The sequence below is a fragment of the Flammeovirgaceae bacterium SG7u.111 genome (assembly GCA_034044135.1).
Lineage (GTDB): Bacteria > Bacteroidota > Bacteroidia > Cytophagales > Flammeovirgaceae.
On record CP139021.1, the window covers coordinates 4,847,976 to 4,870,522 of the forward strand.

Sequence of the window (22,547 nt, forward strand, 5' to 3'; positions counted from 1 at the left end):
CTAAACTATATTTTAAGCCGAGAAGGCTTTACAAGCTAAACCGTGATATAAACTCTGAAGAATCAAAAAGATGCTTATTGAAAAATAGCTCGCCAGATCAGGCTAATTACACCCATTAGTTAAGCCCATCAACATACCCCTCCATTGCTAACTTTGTGGAGCTTCTGTAAAAACAAGATACATTCCCAGCCAATAAGTCAACTATTTTTTGGATTGCCCTGTCGATTTGTTTCTTTCCCAAAGGTGTAGTCAAGGCTATACTCTAATCAGTTAGGAGAATAAATGCGTATATAACACATTTATTAAGAATCGATCTAAACAAAACCTAAAGTTTTTTGTTCCATTTCCATGCTATTATTTATTTTAGCAAACAAGGTATATTAGCATGTCTTACAACAATGTATCCTGCCTTTTTTAAAAAATTCCTAATCTTTTTTTCTTTAACTAAACAGGAGACTTATACCCAATTTAAACCCATTTGAACCAAAACCATGAAAAAAGAATATTTTGAAAATTTGAAATATGACATCCCCGCAGGGCTGGTTGTCTTCCTCGTTGCTGTACCACTGTGCTTGGGAATTGCCCTTGCCTCTGGTACACCATTTACATCTGGAATTATTGCCGGAATGATAGGCGGATTGGTCATCCCGCTGATTAGCCGGTCTCAAATGAGCGTAGCTGGCCCTGCTGCCGGACTTACAGCAGTAGTGCTAGCAGGTGTAGAGAAACTTGGAAGTTTCGAAGTATTCCTTGTGGCAGTAGTGATAGCTGGTATCCTTCAAATCATCTTAGGTTTATTAAAAGCAGGTTTTTTTGCCTACTTCTTCCCTTCCTCGGTTATCAGGGGCATGTTGTCTGCAATAGGTTTGATACTGATACTGAAACAACTCCCTCATGCCATTGGCTATGATGTAGAGATTTTTGGGAAAGACAGCTTCCAGGCCACCAGTGATGAAAACACCCTGACTCTTTTGTTAGAATCCCTTGTTCATGTGGAGTGGGGGGCATTTATTATTAGTTTCATTTCACTTGGTATCCTTATTTTATGGGAAAAAGTAACCTTCCTAAAAAATATGCGCTGGCTGCCAGGTGCTCTTGTTGTAGTTGTGCTAGGCATAATATTCAACGAATTTTTTGGATTGGTTGCCCCTCAACTAAAATTAGCGCCAAGTCATTTGGTTTCACTTCCGGTATCGGATAGTTTGGGTGAGATGGTCTCTGGTTTTAACACCCCAGACTGGTCGGCAATAATGAACAAAGATGTATGGATATTAGCAGTAACTATTGGGCTTATAGCCAGTGTTGAAACCTTGTTAACCATTGAGGCTGTCGATAAAATTGATCCATACAAAAGAAAGTCGCCACTAAACAGAGAGCTACTCGCACAGGGTGTTGGCAATACCATTTCAGGGCTGATAGGTGGTATTCCACTTACCTCCGTAATTGTTCGGAGTTCTGCTGGTATTAACTCTGGTGGCAGAACCAAAATGACTGCTTTTTCACATGGTGTATTCATGCTGATATCAGTAGTATTTTTTGCAAAGTACCTGAACCTTGTCCCTCTGGCTTCATTGGCAGCGATCTTACTCCAAGTTGGCTACAAATTAGCTAAACCGTCTGTTTTCAAGGTTATCTACAAAAAAGGATGGGAACAATTTGCCCCTTTCCTTATCACTGTTGTCGCTATTTTGCTTACAGATTTATTGATAGGTATTACTATAGGTATAGTAGTAGGGCTTGTATTTGTAATCCGAACCAACTTCCATTCGCCTATGGCTATTATCAAGGAAAAGAACCTTGTGCTTATCAAACTGATGAGAGATGTTTCCTTTTTGAATAAAGCTGTGATCAACGAAACTTTGGAGAACATAGAAAGTGGTTCAAACGTAATAATAGATGGAACAAACGCTATGTTTATAGACAATGACGTAATTGAGCTTCTACAAGAATTCGTAGACCAAGCGGATCAGAAAAATTTGAAAATAGAGCTTAAAAACCTTCACAGTACCAAGTTTTCAAACCAGCCATTAGAACTGACTCATTCAAATACAAAAGACTAATATAAAATGGAAACATACCAAAAATTATTATTACAAAACAAGGCTTGGGTTCAAGAAAAACTACAGCTCGCTCCTGATTATTTCAAACACTTGGCTAGTATCCAAAACCCAGAGTTCTTGTGGATAGGCTGTGCAGACAGTCGTGTTCCAGCAAATGAAATAACTGGAACCGAACCTGGAGAGGTATTCGTACACCGCAACATAGCCAATATGGTGGTGCATACCGACCTTAATATGCTGAGCGTGTTGCAATATGCCGTTCAAGTATTGAAAGTGAAACATGTGATAGTATGTGGGCATTATGGCTGCGGAGGTGTAAAAGCTGCTATGACCAACCAAAATTTTGGGTTGATAAATAAGTGGTTAAGAAACATCAAGGATATTTATAGGATACACCAAGATGAGCTACTAGGAATAGGAGACCTCAAAAAAAGGGAAAACCGCTTAGTAGAGCTCAATGTACAAGAACAGGTACTCAACCTTGCCAAAACATCAATTATTCAAAGTGCATGGCATGAAAACAATGCCCCTACACTTCATGGTTGGGTCTACGGGCTAGAGGATGGCCTTCTGAACGATTTATGCATAAAACCACCTAATTCGGAAATGGATAAGATCTTCCTTTTCGACCATGACGATAAATAAGAAGTAAAAGCATAAGTACAAAAACGGAGCAGCGATATGAATGGCGGCTCCGTTTTTTTTTGTTATGTTCAAGCTTTTTCAACTCGCTTTTTTCAATACTATTTGTGCATTTAGCTTTTCGCTTAAAAGTGTATAGAATTGCTGCAGGGCTTTATAATGAACTGGAGGCACATTTCTATCTGTAATATTTAGGTAAACCATGATATTAAAACCATATTCCTTTTGGGTGGTTTTATAAAGCAATTTTCCATAGTTATTCGGCAGCTTCAAAGCCACATCGGCAGGAACTTCTACGACGCTGTACCCCGCTGGTAAAATAACATCAAAACTATAGCTATACTTTTGGGAAATAGTCTGCTCAACTGGCAACCTTCTTTTTTCTTGTTTATAAGGGTTTTCATTAAACACGTCAATAATATTAGGTTGAAGGTAAATCACCTCATCATCCTCTTCAAAAAGCTGCTCTAAAACCAACTCAGAAGCTATGCTTAAATGCTTGGAGTCATCTTCAAGGTTTTCTACTTTCATCTCCTTTACATCAGCGATATCTGGTTTTATAAGACCAGACAAAAATACATCCTGTCCTTTTTTTCCTATCAATTGCCTTTTGTACATTTCAGAATAAGCAGAATAAGATGCTTGTACCTTAACCTTGGGAGCTTCTACATCACTATAATCTACGCTAACCCTTACCGATTCCCCCACCCCTTTCTTTTGTTCAATATCAACCCACCTAGGTTGGGATTTGCTAAGCAAATACCCTTTTAGATTTAGGTCGTTCTCATCTAGTAAATTGTAAGGACGGGCAGCATTGGTAGCATTTAAAATGAAACCTTCTTCACCTATTTTCACATAGGCAAGCATATCTGAAAATTGCGATATCATAGGATACGCTTCAGTAACCCGCCCATGCGTACGGGTACTTATCAGCAAGGGATCTGCTTCCAAACCAGCTTCACGCAGCAATAAAACCAACAAAAGGTTAATCTCTGTAGTCATCCCTTCCTTTGTTTCCAGCAGTTCATTGAGCTTTTGCTGAGTCATAGTTCCATAATAGCCATTTTTTGAGTAGTTCCCTCTCACATAATCATAAATAGCTATCATCTTATCTTTGGAAGGCTTCCCGTTGAGTTTCGGTATTGTTTCCAATATATTTCTAGCAACCCCTCTTTTGTTGAGGTAACGGGTAACCTCCTCTTTTTTGATAACATCTTCTGCCAACTGCTCCCAAGAGTTCATCAAGTGAGTTTGAGAACCACTAATCCCGTTATCGTAATAGGATGCTAATTGGAAGCTTACCCATTCTGCATAATCCATGTAATTCCCTACAAACTCCTCATCTTTAAGAGCATCCATATTCTTAAGTATCCAATGGTTGGTTGTTTGATGCCCATATTTTTTGATCAACTTCGACCCATTGAACAATAACCTATACTCCAACCCTTGAGGAATAACCACTTCAAGTTCGCTGTGCAGGGTTGGTATCTCATTCTGGAATTGCCATTTTTCAAGCACAGCAAACACCTTGGATAGCATTACAGATTCATATTCAATAATACAGCCTTCTTCTATAGCTGGGAAAGTAAACCTTTTTTGATTATAGAATTCGTTTACTTCTACATCAAAAATATCTTTTTTAGCTACCGGCACTTTGGTTACATTCCCTTTTTTATCTATCAATAAAGTCTGCGCTTTTAGCTTAGTAATACTTTCAAGGTTATCATTCGAATAATAATTGAGCCTGATATCAGCCTCATCAAACCCATTTTTATTTAGGATTTTCACCCTTTTAATTCGTGTGTATAGCACCCCGCTTGGGATAAATGTCACTTTCATCTTATCTACCAATACAACTGCATTGGCGGCGCTATCATAATTGCATACTTTCAATGCGGTTTCATCTTTGTTGGGCTTGCCCCATTTGTAAGTTATCGGCTGTCCGTGTATTGTTTTTGAAAAGAAAATAAATGAGAGAAGCAATATTGAGCACAAAATTGCTGGTCGAGTAAAATTCATAGCATGGAATAGTTTTTTATTAAAAATAGAAAAAACAGAATAAAAAAAGTATACAATCAAAAATTGCAGAAAAAAAAGTAGGTTTTTAGATTAGGCTGGAGTGATGACATCTAGGTAAAACGTGTGGAACTCGCTGTATTGTATTTTTGGACAAATCAATATTTGTTAAACTCTTGTAAGTTCGAGAAGAAACTAGTCCTACTACGGACTGGTGCTAAACATAAAAAGGGCGTTAGAAAAGAGAAAATAGTTCGGAAAACCAAGGGCGTAAGTGGTTGAATGAATAACAATTGACAACTCGAAAGCGCCCTACTAACAAACAAAGCGATGAATAGAGTAGCACCAACCAAAGCCACGAAGACCTCCTTCCTTTTAGTGATGTTGATATTTATGTTCACCCTCACAGGTTTTGCCCAAAAGCGAAAGTTTAAAATCTCCCAATCATATGTAGGGATAGAGCTAATGGGCGGCTATAGAGCCACGGGAACAAATACCTCTCAAGAAGTGAGCGGTGGTACCATTGGCCTAGTTACCGGAAAGGACTTTATAATGGTTTCGATCAGAGGGATTGGCATCTACCAGTCTGCGCTGAACCCCCAAACAAACATGAGCATCTTTGAAAGCCAGGCCGCCGTAAATATGCACGTGCTGAAAATGCTGGGAGCTGGCAAGTCATTTATTGACTTCTACCCACTAGCAGGTATTTCGGTAAGCAAGTATAAGTTTGGTTCACCAGATGCCGCAAATACTACCCAACCTCAAAAAACGACTGATTTTAATGGTTTGAGTTATAACCTCGGCGGTGGAGTTGTTTTCAAACTTAAAAACCGCTTCAAATTTGTACATCTCTTTGCAGAAGTATCCAACCAACACCTCCTGAGTGCCAGTGGAAACACAGATGGATTCGGGCTTGACAAATCTTTTTCTGGAAATATTGGACTCAGAATCGGTCGAATATTTACAAAATAAACCTTCTACTTAAAAGAACAGTGTCCTCTTTATCATTTTTGGTAAGATGGTGCGTTTTAAGAGTACATATTTTTGAAATAAAGAAGAAAATAAAAATAATTAAGGGACTTCTTTAAACTTTTTTATATGATTTAAAAACACCTTAGAGTTATGAAAAACATAAACAAACAGCCTCCAACTCCAGCACCTGCTGCCCCAAAAACAAAAGACCAATTCGATTTCATCAAACACCTTGAGCTATATTATTATGGTGAATCTGTTGATGTGATCCAGTCTGCTAAAAAACTTGTTGGTGAAAAAGGACAGGTTCACTTTACAGTAAAAAAACCAGTAGATTTTGAAGGGACAGATTATACTGCTGTAAAATTCAAACTTATGCCAGCTGCTGGAAAAAGCAGTTTCAAGCTGATAGAGTTCAGCTTATTAGTCAACCAGACCTCTGGTGCGGTTGTGGATGTAATAGAAGCTCACAAAGACCGCCAAAAGCTCGATGAAAAAGGCTTGATCATTACCCTAGGTAGGTTTTCCTCTGCTGCAGAACTAGATAAGAACCGCAAAATCGTACAATCATTTATGAATTTTCTAGAGAAAGAGAAGGCATAGCCATCCAAAACTCTTCCTCATCGTTTTACAGCACAAAAGACCTCGCAATGCGAGGTCTTTTGTGATACTGCAAGAAAAGTAAAACAAACTCTTTAAGCATTAGTAGTCTGCTTTGAATTTTCTTTTTCTTTAAGAACTCTTCTCAATATTTTGCCTACGTTCGATTTTGGCAACTCATCCATAAACTCTACATATTTGGGAACTTTGTAGCCTGTAAGACAAGTTTTACAGTACGTCCGAATGTCTTCTGCAGTAAGCGATTCGTCTTTTTTAACGATAAACACTTTTACCGCTTCGGTAGATCTTTCATCGGGTACGCCAATAGCTGCTACTTCCATCACCCCTTTGTGTTTTGAAATCTCATCCTCTACTTCGTTAGGATACACGTTAAAGCCTGAGACCAAAATCATATCCTTCTTCCTATCTACTATCTTGAAAAAACCATCTTCTTCCATCATCCCAATATCTCCAGTCCTAAACCAGCCGTTTACAAATACCTTTCGAGTTTCATCGTCTCGTTTCCAATATCCTTTCATCACCTGTGGCCCTTTGGCACAAATCTCCCCTACCTGCCCTTGCTCAAGCTGTTCACCATTTTCATCTGCCACAATTATCTCCGTACTAGGAGCCGGAAGCCCAATGGTACCTATTTTTTCAGTTCCATCAATAGGGTTGCATGAGAGCAAAGGCGAAGTCTCGCTCAACCCATACCCCTCTACCAGAGGAGTGCCTGTCACCTCTTCCCATTTTCTGGCTACAGCATTTTGCACCGCCATGCCTCCACCTACAGCTATTTTTAACGACGAAAAGTCTAAGTTCCTAAACCGCTCGTTGTTCAGCATCGCATTGAAAAGTGTATTGACACCAGTTAGCACGGAAAAAGGATATTTTTCCATGTCTTTGATGAACGCTTCCATATCCCTCGGGTTCACTATAAGTACATTTTTAGCACCAATGCGAAGCATGGCCAAACAGTTTACCGTAAGGGCAAAAATATGGTACAAAGGAAGTGGAGTGACAACTACTTCTTTGCGTTCAATCAACTTGGGCTTCATCCATTCCAAAATCTGGAGCATGTTTGCCAGAATATTCCTGTGGGTAAGCATCGCCCCTTTCGAAACACCGGTAGTACCACCCGTGTACTGCAAAAACATCAGGTCATCACCAGTGATGGTTGGTCGCTTGTAGGTCATTGATGCACCTTTGGCAAGCGCAGTATTGAATTTGATAGCTTTTGGAAGGCTATAGGAAGGCACCATTTTTTTGATATACTTCACCACAAAATTCACCAACGGCTTTTTAATGCCACCAAGCATATCGCCTATTTCGGTAACAATTACATGCTCAATATCTGTTTGTGGAAGCACTTTTTGGGCACTTGAGGCAAAGTTAGCCAATACCACCAAGGCTTTTGCCCCAGAGTCTTTAAACTGGTGCTCCATTTCCCGAGCTGTGTAAAGTGGGTTAGTGCCTACAACAACGAGCCCTGCCCTTATCGATCCCAATAAGGCGATGGGATATTGCAAGACATTGGGCATTTGGATAGCAATTCTATCGCCTGGCTTTAAGCCTAAACTCTGCAAAAAGGCTGCAAAATCCTTGGTAAGCCTATCTATATCTTCAAACTTGAGCGACTTATCCATGCCCTCGTAGGCAATTAGTCCTTCGTACTTTTTCATGCTTTCTTCTAGCATTTCAAGCATAGAAGGATAAATATCAGGGTCTATTTCGTGCTTAGTCCCCTCTGGGTATTTTTCAAACCACTTATGTTCTTTCATATTTACGTTGGTATAAGGTCAAAGACAGCTAGTCGATGTAAGGCGATTGGGCAATGTTTATTAAAAGGATCATTTCTTACTACAACCTAAAAACATACCTTATGGTTAGTTTTTTTAGGCACTAAAGTTAACTTTTTCCAAAAAAAACATTTGATTTTTAATAAATAAAAAATTTCAAACTAGTACGCTAAAGTAAAATTATAGAAAGCTGCATTTTACTTTATTCCAAATAATAATACAAAACATTTGCTATTTAAAAAATTTTATAAACACTTTATTCTAGTTAAAATAATATAATTCCGTAGAGAAGGTGAATACTTTTTACTAAATTGTTGTTATACCAATTGAGCACTAGTCACGAGATGACAAGGTGTAGGCGCAAAACATGCATCCTGAAATACGTTTCCTCAGGGCGCAAATTCAATTCTTGGACGTTTTTCAATCCCGGTTTCTTGAGAATTTACCAAATAGCTGCTGCGGCAGTTGATCGCTAAATTTTCATGTATTCGATACAAAAGTGTAAGTAAAAATGAATTTTAACACATTTGAATGGATATAAATATTCACGACCAGATTACCAAAAACAAACCAAATACCATATATAATTTACATATTACATATATGAAACGAATCTAATAGCAAAGGCTGACCACTAATTGTTTTGCACAATCAGCCTAATAAAAAGAGCCAATTCGCCTGACATTTTTACTATCAGCATACCCGGGAATTTTCCATTTTTTTTGAAACAAAATAACGAGCACGAGGGGGAAGAGACGCCGCCATATGGCATGGGCGTGCGTATGTCAAAAGCATAGGTTAACCTCAATTCAAATTTTTAACAAAAAAAGCTTCATAATGGGTGTACTTGAAAAAATTAGAACAAATTACAGCACGGAGGTCAATGAAATTTCAGTAGCAGAATACTTGGAACTCTGCAAAGAGAACCATGATGTTTATGCAAAACCAGCTGAAAGGATTCTGAAGGCTATTGGCAAGCCTAAAACAATAGATACTAGAGATGACCCCAAGCTGAGCCGTATCTTTTCCAATAAAAAAATAAAAATATACCCTGCTTTCAAGGACTTCTTTGGTATGGAAACAACCATAGAGCAGATTGTTTCTTACTTCCGCCACTCAGCACAAGGCTTGGAAGAAAAGAAACAGATCCTTTACCTCATGGGTCCTGTTGGTGGTGGTAAAAGTTCGTTGGCAGAAAAAATAAAAGAACTAATTCAAGAGTATCCAATCTATGTACTAAAAGCTCAAAATCAGGTCAGTCCTGTTTTTGAAAGCCCACTAGGGTTATTTGCTGACTACCGCTCCGAAATGGAGAAAGAATATAAAATACCATCGAGATACATTCCTATAAGCATGAGCCCTTGGGCCAACAAGCGGCTGAGGGAATACCACGGCGATGTTAACCAGTTTAAAGTTGTAAAACTCTATCCATCTGTTCAAAACCAAATTGCCATTTCGAAAACCGAGCCTGGCGACGAAAACAACCAAGACATTTCAACTTTGGTGGGTAAAGTAGATATAAGAAAGCTTGCCGAATACCAACAAAGTGACCCTGATGCATATTCTTACACGGGAGGGCTTTGCCTTGCCAACCAGGGCGTATTGGAGTTTGTAGAGATGTTCAAAGCTCCTATAAAAGTATTGAACCCGATGCTGACCGCCACGCAGGAAAACAACTACAAAGGAACGGAGCCTATTGGCGCTATCCCATTCGATGGGCTTATCCTTGCTCACTCTAATGAATCGGAATGGCAGAAGTTTACCACGGACAAGAAAAATGAGGCTTTTCTAGACAGGATATATAAGGTACAAGTCCCTTACTGCCTACGTATAGACGAAGAGGTGAAAATCTATGAAAAACTGATAAGAGAAAGTTCTTTAAAAGAAGCGGTTTGTGCCCCAAAAACGCTAGAACTACTTGCCCAATTCTCGGTGATGACCCGTATGAACGAGCCTGAAAACTCTAGCATTTTCTCAAAACTGAGAGTATATAACGGGGAAACGCTCAAAGAAACCGACCCAAATGCAAAGTCTTTACAAGAGTATAAAGATGAGGCTGGAATTAACGAGGGAATGACGGGGATCTCTACCCGGTTTGCCTTTAAAGTGCTTTCCAAAGTATTTAATTACGATGGTGAGGAAATAGCTGCAAACCCAGTTCATTTGCTTTATGTATTGGAGCAAGAGGTAGTTCGCTTACAACTAAATAAGGATACTGAAGATCGTTACTTGCATATTATAAAAGCAATTTTGGCTAGCAAATATGCAGAGTTCATCGCCGATGAAATCCAAAAGGCTTACATAGAATCGTATAGCACTTATGGGCAAAACATTTTTGAAAAATATGTGATCTACGCCGACTACTGGATGCAGCGCAACGACTACCGCGACCAAGATTCGGGAGAGGTATTTGACAGGCGAATGCTCAACGAGGAGTTGGAGAAAATAGAAAAACCTGCTGGTATTGCCAACCCAAAAGATTTTAGGTCGGAAGTAACCAACTTTACCTTGCGCTACAAGGCTTCAAACAATGGTAAAATGCCTCGCTGGGATGCATATGAGAAAATCAAAAATGTGATAGAGAAAAAAATCTTCACCAATACCGAAGACTTACTCCCTGTTATTTCCTTCACGGCAAAAACTAACAAGGATGACGAGAAGAAACACATGGATTTTATAAGAAGAATGACCGAGAGAGGATACACCAAGCGCCAAATTAGGATTTTGGTAGACTGGTTTATGAGGGTAAGAAAGACAATGTCCTAATTTAGCTTTTTTTGACCTTACCCCAGCTTTTCAGCTGGGGTAAGTGTTACCTTTCAACCAACTCTTTCCCATTCCCAATTCTCCAACTAGAGCCAGTATATGAGCACAATCATAGATAAAAGGAAGAATACAAAGGGTAAATCCCTCAACAATCGGCAGAAATTTTTGAAACGAGTGGAGGGGCAAATAAAGCGTGCCCTACCCGAAATTATTAGTAAAGAATCTATAAGAGACAGCAATGGCGGTGGCAATGTAAAAGTACCTGTGAAAGGTATTAGAGAACCTCGGTTTTCCCACAATCCGCAGTCGGGAAAACGAGATGTAGTTCGTCCAGGCAACGACCGGTTTGTAGAAGGAGATAAAATTCCCAAACCCGAAGGAGGAGGAAAAGGAAGCGGCAGAGGCAAGGGTTCAAACAGTCCAGAAATAACCGAAGATGAATTTTTCGTAGAGCTTTCTAGAGAAGAATTCCTCGCCTACTTTTTTGATGATATGGAGCTACCAAACATGGTGAAAAAACACATGGAAAGTACCGAAAACTTCAAAAACAAGCGTGCTGGTTTTGTAAAATACGGAGTTCCCTCAAGGCTAAATGTAAAATCGAGTTACGAACAATCATTAGCAAGACAAATATCACTTACCGGGGCCTACAAAGCACAAATAAGCAGGCTTAAAAAACTTCTGACCGAGGCAAAATCAGAAACCGAAAAGGCTAAGCTTGAGGAAAAAATAGAGAAAACGGAGCGCATGATGCTCACTATTCCATTTTTTGAGGATGTCGATTTGCGCTACAACAATTTCGAGCAAGTTCCTTTGCCAACAACTTCAGCAGTAATGTTTTGTATTATGGACGTTTCAGCTTCCATGGGCTATCATGAAAAAGACATTGCGAAGCGTTTTTTCACCCTGCTTTACCTTTTCCTCACAAAGCAATACTCCAATGTGGAGATCGTATTCATCCGCCATCATACCATGGCAAAAGAAGTAGATGAAGAAGAGTTTTTTAACTCGAGGGAAAGTGGTGGAACTGTGGTAGCCCCTTCGCTAGAGCTGATGCACGAGATCATAAAAGACCGCTTCCCAACCGACCAGTGGAATATCTATTGCTGCCAAGCCACCGATGGAGACGTCTGGTCGGAAAGAGATGCCGTTGATTGTTACAAAATTTTGAACGACAATATCCTTCCCATCATCCAATACATGGCCTATATTGAAATAAACGATCATGAAATGGATGGTGCTTTGTGGCAAGCTTACAGCGCACTACAAAACGGCCAAAGCTTTTTCATGAGAAATATATTTGACGTGAATCAAATATGGCCTGTGTTCAAAGGCCTGTTCAGGAAAAACAAGATAGAAGCATAAATCCTTCTCTTCTTTCTCAAATGGAAAAAAACTAAACTATGCCGCTTAAAAATAAAGAAGTATATAAAAAAATGTTTTCCAAGCCTACCTGGGATTTCCATACGCTCGAAGCTGCCAATGAGCTTACAGAGTATATTGGAAAAGATGTTTTTGGCTTGGATATTTACCCCAACCAAATAGAAATAGTCACTTCTGAGCAAATGCTCGACGCCTATTCTTTGGTAGGTTTGCCGACCTCCTACCCTCACTGGAAGTTTGGAAAAGATTTCGTGATCAACCAGAACAGTTACAGCAAGGGCCAACAAGCACTTTCCTACGAAATGGTGATCAATTCCGATCCTTGCATTAGCTACAACATGGAAAACAATACTACCTGTATGATGGTGTTGGTAATTGCCCATGCTTGCCAAGGCCACAATGCTTTTTTCAAGAACAATTACATGTTCAAGGATTGGACTTCAGCTGATTCTATCATCGATTATATGGTGTTTGCCCGCGACTATGTGATTCGGTGCGAAGAAGAATTTGGGTGGGAAGAAGTGGAAGCTGTTCTTGATGCGGCCCATGCTTTCATGAACCATGGCGTGGACAAATACCGCAAACCACAAAAGCTTTCCGCAAGGGAAGAAGAGGCAAGGCTCAAATCCCTCACCGAGGCTAAAAGAGAAAATTATAACGAGCTTTGGAAAACTATTCCCCAAAACCAGTTTGAACAAAAAAGGTCGAGAAAAAATAGGAATAAATTCCCCGAAGAACCAGAGGAAAACATCCTTTATTTCATTGAAAAAAATGCCCCAACCATGCCTGTTTGGAAAAGGGAGTTGATCAGAATAGTAAGGAAGGTTGCCCAATATTTCTACCCACAAGGCATGACCAAGGTAATGAATGAGGGCTATGCTACTTTTATGCACTACCACATCATCAATTATATGTTCGACGAAGGTTACGTGGACGATGGTTTCATGTTGGAGTTTTTGCACAGCCATAGTTCCGTACTTTTCCAACCCGAATACAACAGCAAATACTTTTCGGGCTTAAACCCTTATACACTAGGCTACAATATTTTCACCGATATCAAACGTATTTGCCAGAATCCAACTCCTGAGGACAAAGAATGGTTTCCAAATCTAGCTGGGAAAGGCTGGCTGGAACAAGTGCATTATGCTATGGAAAACTTCCGAGACGATAGTTTTATCCTCCAATACCTCTCTCCAAAAGTGATTCGAGATATGCGCTTATTTATTCTTGCGGATGACGACAAAGAAAATGAATACACCATTAAAGCAATTCATAATGAACGTGGCTACTCAAAAGTGAGGGAAACGCTCAGCAACCAGTACCGCAGGGCATTTTATGTTCCCGATATCCAAGTAGAAAAGGTAGACCTTCACGAGTCAAGTATGCTCCACCTTGTTCACTTAATTTCAGATGATAAAAAACTGGATAAACGGGAAGCACAAGAAACCCTTGAGCACATCCGATATCTTTGGGGATTTCCAGTATCTCTTGTTTCCAAAAATAAGCTTGGCGTAAATGAAGAAACTTTCAGTGTAGATTAATGAAACTAGCCCCCTTCGGGGCTTTTTTAATTGCTATGCAAAGGCATCTCTATGTAAAAAACAGTTCCTTCGCCCTTTTTGGTTTCGAACCAAATATTTCCTCCCGAGTGCTCAATCCCACGCTTAGCAATGGCCAAACCTATCCCCGACCCATTCGATTTGGTACTGAAGTTTTGAATGAAAATCTTGTTTTGGATAAGCTCTGGAATCCCAAGCCCATTATCCTCAAATTCCATCAAAACCCTATTGGGATCGTAGGTTCTGAGGCGGATTCTTAGTTCAGGATCTTTCTCTGGTGGAACGGCCTGAATACCGTTAAGGATTAAGTTGGTAAAAATCCTACTCATCAATTGAGGGTCACCATTTACATAAAATTCTCCTTTGGGTATCTCCTTTTTAATTACCAACTCTTTGCCATCGTAAAGCGTAATCGTCTGGTTCAGCACAGAGGAAATCTCAAACTTCTCTTCGCTAGGAACCGGCATTTGGGCAAAATTTGAGAATGAAGTAGTGATATCGTTGAGGGTTTCAATTTGATTGAGCAGCATGGCTATAGCCCTACGCGAACGCTCGTTTTCCTCGGGCAATACCCTCTCCAACTGCTGGAGTGAAAGACGCATGGGTGTAAGTGGGTTTTTGATTTCATGCGCCACTTGCTTTGCCACCTCGCGCCATGCAGATTCTTTCTGGCTTTTTGCCAAAGCTGATTTGCTTTCTTCAAGCTTCACCAACATTTTGTTGTATTCCCCTATCAGCAATCCTATTTCATCATTCGAATAATAATCGATAGATTCATTTCGGTTGCTCAGACTGATCTTCTTGATCTTTTGGGTCACCATCACCAATGGATTGATCAAGGAACGAACGGAAAGATAGGAGAGCAACAGCAAAAAGCCAAAGCTTGCGGTAAATACATTCATGATGGTAGTAAGCAAATCGATGATCTGCTGATCAAATTTGTACTTCGAACCAAAAAACGGAATACCTACAATACCTAAGATTTCCCTAGAGTCTGGAGAACGGATACCAACATAAGCTGAATTGTAGCGCAAATCTCCCAAAGATTCGTTCGCCATGAGCTTCGCCTGGTTATTTTCAATGATATTTATGATAGCATCGGGGTTTGCCAACCTCGCCTGCAAATCGTTGTCAAAAATATATTCTTGACTAGCAACCAAAAGTTTTCCCGAGTTGTCAAAAATGTTAATATCAGATTGGGCAAACTTAGAAATACGTGCTATAACCTCATTGAGCGCATTTGCTTCTGTACTTTGATCTATAAACTCATTGAAATCATCCGTGATATTTTGACTTACACTAATCGCCTTTTCCAAATAGTAACTTTGAGTTTCACTTTGGTTACTTGATGTAAGAATACTCACCGTAATCACACTCACAAATACTAGTGGCAAGAAAAAAGCAAGGTTAAGGTAAAGCTGAATCCTAGTAGCAAAATTGATATTTTCCTTACGCTCTTTCGGTGAATAATTGATAGCTAAAATCATGAACATCATGATGAAGATTAGCATCAAAAACAAGAACGAAAAGTTAGAATAGATACGTCCAAGTGGATATTTTTCAGAGGTAACTATGACATTTTTATTGTTATTTTCGCCCAATCGCCTGAGGTGATCATGATCTTTCGTTTCCAATTCAGACTGCAAGAACCCCTTTTCATGCTTAAACAACTCTAAAAAGTTATTATCGTAATTAAATTCCCCTGAACTAAACGCTAATCTTTCATTCTGATAAACAGCGTAGCTAAACTCATTGTATTTGTTCAGCGAAGCAAATTCATCGTCCAAAAAAGGCGGATAAATACTGTTGGGAACATTTTTTTTGAGAGTAAAATCCAAAACGATGAAACCCAATTCCTCTCCATTTCTTTTCAGTGGGATGGTACTGAGATAACGGTTTTTTCCTGTTGCTACTTCACTTATGAAAAAGATTTGCTCAGAGTCAGTTCTGTATGATTCTTTATTGTAAATTTTTATTAATGTATTGTATGAGATATTCGTATTGCCATATTCTTCTCCTGAACTTTGAAATAGACGAATGTTCAAATCATACTTATCAAAGTAATTCGGTATATAAAACTTGATCTTTCTTTTGATCTCATCCTCTGAAAACTCAGTCCCTATAAACCTATTTTTAATAATAGGGTCATTACCTACCTTCGCATTAATTTCGTTTAGTTTAAACTCAGCAAAACTGTCATGTTCCTCCGATAGCAGGGACGCATATTCACTTTTATTTTTTTTCACTATCTCTTGCCCACCTCTATATACTGCATAAGAGCCAACTATTGCGCAAGCTGCCGAACAGGTAAATAAATACACAAAAGTCTTGTAGTTGGTAGAGCGGAGTGATTGGGGAAACGACAAATAAGTGATAGCTGCGAAATAGATAGCGTTGACATTGAAAATCACTATATTCTGGCTATCAAGAAACATGGTGATAAGATAATAGAACAAACTGCCCGCCACAAAGACGACCGTAGTTGCATAAAGCGTAAACCCTAGCCTATTCAACAGCCTTGCCGCCAAATTACACACAGTAAAGTAGATCAAAACCATGATAATAAATATTATATAGGCAATAATCTTCACTGTAGGAAAATGGAAGTCGGTAGTGATATCCAAGGACACTCCAGACCTTACATATACATCGTGGTATATCTGATAAAGTGCATAAATGGTCACATAGGTAAGCACGATCAACATGAAAGACAGTACTTTTTTATGAAGCCTTGGAACAGATTCCAAGCGTTTCAAATTTATTAGTTTGGACAGATGCGTAGCTACAAAACCTAGCAACATAGCTAGAAGAATCATGTTCAGCAGCATATCGCCCAAACTCGGTGAAATAAATGAGGAGCTAAAAAGATCTGGATCAAAAATAGCAGTGTCAATAATTGAATGGGGCAGCTTAAATGTTAGCATAAGTGTCCTTAGCCCCACTACAAAACCCAGCAAGATACTAAAGGCTTGTAACGATTTATTTCTCTGAAGCAGGTAATGAATGGCTTTTCGAATAAAAAGGAACAAGAAAACAATAGAGATGATGATAAACATTAGCACTACTATTTGTTTGTCAGAATAGTAGCTGAATTCTTCTGGAAAGTCAAGGGAAAAAGCATAGCGACCCATCGAATTATATATAGGTTCCCCTATTTCTTTGGACAATACAATTTCCACAGATTCCTCAGGGAAAATATCTTTATTGAGATGTGATGTAAAATATTGGTTTTCTATAGAAAATGACCGCTTCAGAGGAATAACTACCACAATCTGATAGCCGTTTGTAAAACGGGAACGCGTGACATAATAAATGGAATTATTATATGCCTCACTCTTATCTATAAAGTTGGCATTTGCCCATTTAAGAGGGATATTGATGCTATTGTCCGACCAAAAAATCAGTTCTTCATTTTTAAAAACAAATGCGGGAAAAGGGGCATTCACATCATAAAAATCACTAAAATTTACTTGCTCGCCTTTTTTTTTGACTACGTTTTGAAGCTCAAAAATCTGATTATTGGCTAACACTGTTTCCAACTCAAAATTTTCGGTTACCCGCTTTACATAAAGCTCATAATTAGGCTCGCTGAGGTAGTAAGCCCTTAGCGCCACAGCCAAAAGGAGAGATACTGCTGATAGTATGAGATATGTAAACTTGGAAAGTTTCAATAGTAGATTCGTTCTTCCTTTGTACCATTAGCCATATCAAAAGTTAAGGCTTTTTATGTTATTCCTTAATAGCTATGTGCAAAAAGTATAGGATATTTCTTTTTCATTCTTATTTCACAAAAACCATACACTTATCTCAAGTTTTGATGAAAATAATCATCCACCTTGTTTGTCACTCATGGGAAACATCAAACCTAAATTAATGATATTTAGAGAAACACCGACCTTTTCAATTAACCTATCCAAATTCACGCACTCATTATTTTTACAAAAATCATATTATCAGTCTAATTTTCAATTAGTTACAAAAACATACTTTGCCTTCGAAATATGTTTCTTAAAACCACAAACAAGAAAAGCTTGGCAATAGTAGCCAAGCTTTTCAAATATCAATTTAATACAATTTTTTTAATGTAGTCGGAAATAGTTAACGTAATTTCGCTTTGATGATTTGGGCAACCCTAATCTTTTTACCAGTTTCCTTTTTACTGTTTCTATACCATGCCCAAGCTATCACGGCAAAAAGCAAATAAGGCATTGCCCCCAAATACAAAATCCCTGTATTCAATCCCGCTCCTATTGTGTTCTCTCCATTGCTTATACTATTTTCTACAGAGGCCCTACACATGGCACATTGCCCATAAACATCCACATCGAGAACGGTGATGGCTACCAGAGCTAAAACAGCGATTATCAATATCTTCTTCATAAAATGTCTTTTTCAATAAACACGATTCACTACAAAATCATTCCTGCCTAATACTGATAATATGGACTGATCATCAGGTAAGTTATCACTCCCGTAACAGAGACATATAACCAGATAGGGTAAGTGAACTTGACTATTTTTTTATGGCGATCGAACTTACTTGTCCATGCATAATAGAATGCCAGCAAAACCAAAGGAACCACTACAGCTGAGAGCACTATATGCGTCAACAACACAAAGAAATATACCCCTTTCATCAAACCTTCGCCGCCATATTTGGTAGGCTCAACTGACGCATGATAAATCACATAAGAAAGTAGAAATATCGCTCCTAGAATAAATGAAATATTCATACAAAACTTGTGGTAGGTGATCTGTTTGTTCTTGATGAAATAAAGAGCAAAAACTAACAAAATAGCTGTGATAGAATTAATAGTTCCATGCAAATGGGGCAGAAAGTATACCCACCCTCCTTCGGGAGTAGTTCTATTCGGTAAGAAAAGTAATATGGCTACCAACACTGGAACAGCGATGGATAGCACACCGATAATCCACAAGTACTTTTTATCGTTTGAAGTTGAAGTTTGAACAGTCATTTTCAATGATGATTTTATAATTTATTGATTGTATTCGTGTAAAAGAACATGGATTTCAGTGATTAACCTATCCACCTCTTCCCTGTCCGTGCCGCTGTAATAACCTCTAATCCTCTTTTCTTTATCAACAAGAACTAAGTGATCGCTATGGATAAAGTCGTTTTCCAAGGTCTGGCTTGGCTTTGCCGTAATGAAATATCCGCAACGAGCCAACTCATAAATTGCAGGTTTATCTCCTGTGAGCAATTGCCACTTATTCGAGTCAATACCTTTTTCCTTAGCATATTCTGCTAAAACAGCAGGCTGATCGTGCTCGGGGTCTACCGAATGGGAGACGATCATCAAATCCTGCTCATTTTCAAAAGCCTCCTGTACCCTTAACAACTGTGAGGTCATCTCGATACAAATATTGGGGCAGCGGCTAAAGAAGAAATCAGCCACGTAAACTTTCCCTTCTAAATCCTTTTCAGTCACCTTTTCTCCTCCTTGGTTAAGCAAACTGAAAGAGGGAATCCTATGAACGCTATCTATCAAATTTGGCTCACAATTAACAGCTTGTGGGTTATAAACCTGCAGCTCAAATTTATTGTCTCCAGCCATGTTCAAAAACAAGAACACAATCACTGGAAAGAACAATATCAAAAACAGAATCGTTAATTTCTTTGCTTTACTTTGCATATATAATTCAATTCTCTAATCCAAAAGTTTAGTAGTCTCTTTCCTTTAAGGAAAACCATCAAAGGGGCGAATGTCAAACAAGACATGCAAAGATACATGTCGCTTTTTTAGAAGACTGACTTTTAATGTTAAAATCAAGTTCTAACTAAAATGTTTCTTTCAAAACCTTAAGCATATCCAAAAAAAATTGGTGAGATACCGTCGTAATCCACGACAACATCTCACCAAAAAGCGCTAGCCGATAAATAGCTACTCTAAATAGTAAAAGGATCTATCATTTCCTGCCCTTCTACCCAAAGAACAACCAAAAGCCAAACGATGAATACCAATGGAAGTAATACTGAATATGCCAGTGTTTTGATCTCACCTTTTAAGTGCATAAATTCAGCTACTATATAAAATGCTTTTACTAGGGTAAGAATGATGAACAAAATATTTAACATAAACCTGCTCACACTTTCTGGCCATATAAACGCCAACACAAATTCAATACCCGTAACTATCGCCAATATTAAGGCTATTTTTAAGATTTGTTTCTGATTAGCTTTTCTGATCTCGTCAGAAGACATGCTAGGATCGTGAGTTGCCATAATGAATCTTTGTATTATTAATAATGCTTTTCAAATAAAAGTTCTATCTGTCGGAATTAGATAAGGTAGAAAAGGGTAAACACAAATACCCAAACCAAATCTACAAAGTGCCAATATAGACCAACTTTCTCTACCATCTCATAGTGACCTCTTTTATCGTAAGTTCCCATCACTACATTGTAGAAAATGACAATGTTTAAAATAATGCCACTGGCTACGTGAGTACCGTGGAATCCTGTAATGAAAAAGAAGAAAGCAGCAAACAAAGGAGGTCCGTACTCGTTGTGCGATAGGTTAGCTCCAAAAAACAGCTCGCCATTGGTGAGCAATGTACCATGTTCGGTACCGTGGATAAAGTGAGTCCATTCCCACGCTTGGCAGCCTAAGAACAACAAACCGCCAATAATAGTCCATAGCATCCACTTCTCAACCCCTTTTCTATCCATACGGTGACCTGCTTCTACAGCAAACACCATAGTGACACTACTTAAGATCAAGATAAACGTCATAAGACCTACAAAAAGAAGAGGTGCATTGTGGATGCCAAATGGAGCAGCATCAAACACCTTTTCAGGCACTGGCCAGTACTTATCAGAAGCGGTAAATTCAGAAATTTTCCCTTCGTAAGCTGGGTGCATGAACCTCACCACTGCATAAGAGATAAGAAGAGATGAAAAAGTGAGGGCATCGGACAGTAGGAAAAACCACATCATTATTTTCCCGTAACTGGCCTTCATTGGAGATTTACCTCCATCCCAAATATTTTCCCTTGGGTTTTTGACTACAAATGTAGATGCAGACATAAAGAGTTTACTATTATTGGTTTATGAAAAAGTTTAAGTCACTCCTTGCCCTAACAACTTGCTTAAATCATAAGCTATTGGTTATGAAGGCAAATGAGTATAGTTATATAAGCTATAAAGCTTACAATTTTAGATTTAGTGCTAAAATTACCTATTTATTAATAAAAATATGAATAAATATATCCAAAGTCCATCTAAAAAGTGCCAATAAGTGGCGCATATTTCAAGCTGCGACATCTTTTTAGCATGAATTTTTTGGCGTAACGCATTCACCATCACTACTAGAAGAAAAATAACAGCACTGATAACGTGGACACCGTGTAATCCAGTAATCACATATAAAAATGAACCAGAAGGATTACCTACAAAGTGTACGCTGATATCCACCAAGTCTGACCAACCGATTACTTGGAGCACCAAAAAGACGACTCCAAGCACTCCCGTTATTGCCATAGCGATGCTCAGCGATTTGAAATTATCTTTTTTTGCCGAAAGAACTCCCCAGTGCATGGTAAGGCTACTCAGTAAGATTACCGCCGAACTAGTATAAAACACGCTGGGCAAATCAAACACATACCAATTTCCCTCAGCTTGTCTTACAATGTAAGCACTCGTAAGGGCTGCAAACACCATCACTACACTCACAATAAACAACCACATTGCGAACTTTTTAGGGTTCATTGAAAGCTGTGTGGAAGAATCGTTAATCTCTATAGATTTATTACTCATTATTATAATTCTAATTGATCCCTTTATTACATTTTATCTAGCAAATAAGCGATTTGCACAATGGGCAAATACAAAAATGAGCTAAACATGATTTTTTTCGCAGACTTATTCGAACCTGTTTTTATCAACTCCAACGTCTGTAGCAAGAACAAGATCCCGCAAACAAAAGCGACAATACCTGAAACAGTTCCCGTAATCCCGTATTGCGTAGGCAACAACCCTAGCGGAATCAAGAAGAGTGTATAAAAACTGATCTGTAGAGAAGTATATACATCAGGTCCTTTCTTAGAAGGAAGCATTTTGAAACCTGCTTTGGTGTAGTCTTCATGCCCAATCCAGGCAATAGACCAAAAATGAGGGAATTGCCATACGAACTGGATTCCGAACAATACAAATGCCTCAACGGTAAATCCTCCAGCCATCGCTACCCATCCAATCATAGGAGGCAAAGCCCCTGGAAAAGCCCCAACCAACACCGAAATAGGCGATTTTTGTTTCAGAGGGGTATAAACAAACCCATAAAGAAGAAGGGATAACAAAGACAACCCGGCTACCAATGGATTTACAAAAAATACCAAAAGCGCACTCCCTGCCATAGCTAGCACCAAGGTAAAGGCAATAGCCTCGTTTACAGAAAGCCTGCCCATTGGCAAAGGCCTATCCTTTGTGCGTTTCATCAACTTATCTAAGTCACGTTCTTTCACTTGGTTGATGATATTGGCTGCGCCAGTTACCATAAAGCTACCAAGGATGAACATACCGAAGTCCAACCAATTGATACTCCCTTTTGAGGCTAACAAATACCCAAAAGCGCCTGAAAACACCACTAATGCTGAAAGTCTAAACTTGAGAAGAATGAATAGTTGTTTAGCTTTATATGAGACTTGACTCCAAAATAACACCTTGTATTCTGAATTACTGCTTATCATAAATAGATGTGTAACCCTTCTTTTGAGGGGTAAAGGTTTATGTTA

17 protein-coding genes are annotated in these 22,547 nt (G+C 38.8%); 7 read left to right on the forward strand and 10 right to left on the reverse strand.

Going from position 1 to position 22,547, the window contains the following annotated elements; all coding sequences use genetic code 11:
• Positions 1-491 precede the first annotated feature (491 nt).
• Together R9C00_18960 and can are read left to right on the forward strand one after the other, a co-directional pair.
• The gene (locus R9C00_18960; protein ID WPO33781.1) at positions 492-2,060 is read left to right on the forward strand and encodes a SulP family inorganic anion transporter; all 1,569 of its coding nucleotides are present in this window, start codon (positions 492-494) and stop codon (positions 2,058-2,060) included.
• A gap of 6 nt (positions 2,061-2,066) precedes the next feature.
• A complete protein-coding gene (gene can / locus R9C00_18965; GenBank protein WPO33782.1) occupies positions 2,067-2,705 on the forward strand; it encodes a carbonate dehydratase in 639 nt (212 codons plus the stop codon).
• Positions 2,706-2,783: 78 nt separating this feature from the next.
• Here can and R9C00_18970 read toward each other — a convergent pair whose 3' ends face one another.
• Entirely contained in the window at positions 2,784-4,721 is a 1,938-nt protein-coding gene (locus tag R9C00_18970) for a DUF3857 domain-containing protein (protein ID WPO33783.1), read from the reverse strand.
• Positions 4,722-5,048: 327 nt separating this feature from the next.
• Here R9C00_18970 and R9C00_18975 point away from each other — a divergent pair, with 327 nt between their 5' ends.
• Together R9C00_18975 and R9C00_18980 are read left to right on the forward strand one after the other, a co-directional pair.
• Positions 5,049-5,690, forward strand: coding sequence for a hypothetical protein (locus R9C00_18975; GenBank protein ID WPO33784.1), 642 nt, complete (start codon positions 5,049-5,051; stop codon positions 5,688-5,690).
• 150 nt (positions 5,691-5,840) lie between these two features.
• Positions 5,841-6,293: a hypothetical protein gene (locus R9C00_18980; GenBank protein ID WPO33785.1), complete on the forward strand. Its 453-nt coding sequence runs from the start codon at positions 5,841-5,843 to the stop codon at positions 6,291-6,293.
• A gap of 92 nt (positions 6,294-6,385) precedes the next feature.
• On the opposite strand, the gene R9C00_18985 is transcribed toward R9C00_18980, so the two are convergent.
• A complete protein-coding gene (locus R9C00_18985; GenBank protein WPO33786.1) occupies positions 6,386-8,071 on the reverse strand; it encodes an AMP-binding protein in 1,686 nt (561 codons plus the stop codon).
• A gap of 855 nt (positions 8,072-8,926) precedes the next feature.
• Between R9C00_18985 and R9C00_18990 the strand changes: the two genes are divergently transcribed.
• The 3 genes from R9C00_18990 (at position 8,927) to R9C00_19000 (ending at position 13,779) form a co-directional block, all read left to right on the forward strand.
• Positions 8,927-10,855: a PrkA family serine protein kinase gene (locus R9C00_18990; protein WPO33787.1), complete on the forward strand. Its 1,929-nt coding sequence runs from the start codon at positions 8,927-8,929 to the stop codon at positions 10,853-10,855.
• Between the two features lie 99 nt (positions 10,856-10,954).
• On the forward strand, positions 10,955-12,220 hold the full coding sequence (locus R9C00_18995; protein ID WPO33788.1) for a YeaH/YhbH family protein: 1,266 nt from the start codon (positions 10,955-10,957) through the stop codon (positions 12,218-12,220).
• A 38-nt stretch (positions 12,221-12,258) separates the two neighbouring features.
• Entirely contained in the window at positions 12,259-13,779 is a 1,521-nt protein-coding gene (locus R9C00_19000; GenBank protein WPO33789.1) for a SpoVR family protein, read from the forward strand.
• Positions 13,780-13,805: 26 nt separating this feature from the next.
• On the opposite strand, the gene R9C00_19005 is transcribed toward R9C00_19000, so the two are convergent.
• The 8 genes from R9C00_19005 to cyoE form a co-directional block, all read right to left on the reverse strand.
• On the reverse strand, positions 13,806-17,468 hold the full coding sequence (locus tag R9C00_19005; GenBank protein ID WPO33790.1) for an ATP-binding protein: 3,663 nt from the start codon (positions 17,466-17,468) through the stop codon (positions 13,806-13,808).
• A gap of 427 nt (positions 17,469-17,895) precedes the next feature.
• Positions 17,896-18,177 carry a hypothetical protein gene (locus tag R9C00_19010; GenBank protein WPO33791.1) on the reverse strand — a complete coding sequence of 94 codons (282 nt, stop codon included), beginning with the start codon at positions 18,175-18,177 and terminating at the stop codon, positions 17,896-17,898.
• Positions 18,178-18,224: 47 nt separating this feature from the next.
• Positions 18,225-18,773: a DUF420 domain-containing protein gene (locus tag R9C00_19015; protein ID WPO33792.1), complete on the reverse strand. Its 549-nt coding sequence runs from the start codon at positions 18,771-18,773 to the stop codon at positions 18,225-18,227.
• Positions 18,774-18,794: 21 nt separating this feature from the next.
• Positions 18,795-19,373: an SCO family protein gene (locus R9C00_19020; protein ID WPO33793.1), complete on the reverse strand. Its 579-nt coding sequence runs from the start codon at positions 19,371-19,373 to the stop codon at positions 18,795-18,797.
• A gap of 332 nt (positions 19,374-19,705) precedes the next feature.
• The gene (locus R9C00_19025; GenBank protein WPO33794.1) at positions 19,706-20,041 is read right to left on the reverse strand and encodes a cytochrome C oxidase subunit IV family protein; all 336 of its coding nucleotides are present in this window, start codon (positions 20,039-20,041) and stop codon (positions 19,706-19,708) included.
• A 56-nt stretch (positions 20,042-20,097) separates the two neighbouring features.
• The gene (locus tag R9C00_19030) at positions 20,098-20,844 is read right to left on the reverse strand and encodes a cytochrome c oxidase subunit 3 (GenBank protein WPO33795.1); all 747 of its coding nucleotides are present in this window, start codon (positions 20,842-20,844) and stop codon (positions 20,098-20,100) included.
• A 147-nt stretch (positions 20,845-20,991) separates the two neighbouring features.
• Complete coding sequence (locus R9C00_19035) at positions 20,992-21,573, reverse strand: cytochrome c oxidase subunit 3 (protein WPO33796.1); 582 nt, start codon at positions 21,571-21,573, stop codon at positions 20,992-20,994.
• Between the two features lie 26 nt (positions 21,574-21,599).
• Complete coding sequence (gene cyoE, locus R9C00_19040; protein ID WPO33797.1) at positions 21,600-22,502, reverse strand: heme o synthase; 903 nt, start codon at positions 22,500-22,502, stop codon at positions 21,600-21,602.
• Between the last annotated feature and the right edge of the window lie 45 nt (positions 22,503-22,547).

Coding starts and splice junctions, on each gene's coding strand:
- R9C00_19000 (WPO33789.1), top strand. CDS start 12,259: ATGCCGCTTAAAAATAAAGAAGTATATAAAAAAATGTTTTCCAAGCCT.
- R9C00_18960 (WPO33781.1), top strand. CDS start 492: ATGAAAAAAGAATATTTTGAAAATTTGAAATATGACATCCCCGCAGGG.
- R9C00_18970 (WPO33783.1), bottom strand. CDS start 4,721: ATGAATTTTACTCGACCAGCAATTTTGTGCTCAATATTGCTTCTCTCA.
- can (WPO33782.1), top strand. CDS start 2,067: ATGGAAACATACCAAAAATTATTATTACAAAACAAGGCTTGGGTTCAA.
- R9C00_18990 (WPO33787.1), top strand. CDS start 8,927: ATGGGTGTACTTGAAAAAATTAGAACAAATTACAGCACGGAGGTCAAT.
- R9C00_18975 (WPO33784.1), top strand. CDS start 5,049: ATGAATAGAGTAGCACCAACCAAAGCCACGAAGACCTCCTTCCTTTTA.
- R9C00_19015 (WPO33792.1), bottom strand. CDS start 18,773: ATGACTGTTCAAACTTCAACTTCAAACGATAAAAAGTACTTGTGGATT.
- R9C00_19010 (WPO33791.1), bottom strand. CDS start 18,177: ATGAAGAAGATATTGATAATCGCTGTTTTAGCTCTGGTAGCCATCACC.
- R9C00_19025 (WPO33794.1), bottom strand. CDS start 20,041: ATGGCAACTCACGATCCTAGCATGTCTTCTGACGAGATCAGAAAAGCT.
- R9C00_18985 (WPO33786.1), bottom strand. CDS start 8,071: ATGAAAGAACATAAGTGGTTTGAAAAATACCCAGAGGGGACTAAGCAC.
- R9C00_18995 (WPO33788.1), top strand. CDS start 10,955: ATGAGCACAATCATAGATAAAAGGAAGAATACAAAGGGTAAATCCCTC.
- R9C00_19020 (WPO33793.1), bottom strand. CDS start 19,373: ATGGCTGGAGACAATAAATTTGAGCTGCAGGTTTATAACCCACAAGCT.
- R9C00_19035 (WPO33796.1), bottom strand. CDS start 21,573: ATGAGTAATAAATCTATAGAGATTAACGATTCTTCCACACAGCTTTCA.
- cyoE (WPO33797.1), bottom strand. CDS start 22,502: ATGATAAGCAGTAATTCAGAATACAAGGTGTTATTTTGGAGTCAAGTC.
- R9C00_18980 (WPO33785.1), top strand. CDS start 5,841: ATGAAAAACATAAACAAACAGCCTCCAACTCCAGCACCTGCTGCCCCA.
- R9C00_19030 (WPO33795.1), bottom strand. CDS start 20,844: ATGTCTGCATCTACATTTGTAGTCAAAAACCCAAGGGAAAATATTTGG.